The organism is Ruegeria sp. D1(2025), from assembly GCF_056536425.1.
The window spans coordinates 1-921 of record NZ_JBQFPO010000043.1 but is presented as its reverse complement, the minus strand read 5'-3'; the positions used below and the strand labels follow the sequence as shown (position 1 = coordinate 921).

The window sequence follows — 921 nt, the reverse complement described above, 5'->3', positions numbered from 1 at the left end:
TCACATTCGCTATGCCTATCTGAAGGGCCATACGTGGTTGTTCAGACGCAACTATCCCGTTGACGTGGCTCTCGCGCTGGGCGCTCAGGCGTTGAAGCAAAGCCTCAAGACCGGAGATCGTAACACCGCCCGCGTCCGTGCCGCTGAAGTTAATGCCCGCTTCGAGACGCTGGTGGAGCAAGTCCGGGGTCAGGCAGAGGACGCCCTCTCTGCCACAGAGAGCACCGCTGACGTTCCGGATTGGCTCGACCAGCCAGAGTCGTCTCTCGTCCGTCTCCGGGCCACTCTGGAGGGCTCCGGGACAGTTCTGGACAGTCCTGCCTTCACCCGACCAGCCGCACCGGTAAAGGTAGTGATCCAGGACCTGAGCCGCGCCTATCTCTCCCGGCGTAGTGATGAACTGCGACCCAGCGGATTTAAATCGGTCCGATACTCTGTCGGGTTATTCACTAGTCGGTTTGGTGACGAGCCGGTTTGCAGTTTGACGCGGGCGGAGGGGCGAGAGTTTCTGTCAGCGATAGCCCAACTGTCTCCAATGATCGGTAAGTCAGAGAGGACACGCGGGCTGACCCTGGACCAACTCGTTACCTACTCGTCTCGGGGATCAGTAACCATCACCGCCAGAACCCAGCGGCGTATCTGGTCGCAGGTCAATCACTTCATCGACTGGGTGGTCTACGAAGGCCATCTGGAGGTCAACCCGTTCCGGACGGTGCCGTTCGATCGGAAAGTACGTCCTCAACCCTATGCAGTCCCTACCGACGATGAGGTCTCCAGACTTCTGGCGGCTCGTGATCCTGAGCTTCATTCCGTTCTGCTGACCTGCCTGTTGACAGGACTGCGCGCGGGGGAAGCGGTCGGGCTGCTCCGGGAAGACCTCGTGACCAAAGGCAACCTCGGCTGCTTCATTCATGTTCAACC

Annotated in this window: 2 pseudogenes; both read left to right on the top strand. The window is 59.7% G+C overall.

Features of this window, described 5'->3' with window-relative positions:
• Nucleotides 1-64: 64 nt before the first annotated feature.
• Nucleotides 65-127: pseudogene (locus ACR1XU_RS23130) on the top strand (hypothetical protein); the annotation flags it as partial.
• Between the two features lie 354 nt (nt 128-481).
• Nucleotides 482-921 (top strand): annotated as a pseudogene (locus tag ACR1XU_RS23125) (integrase); the annotation flags it as partial.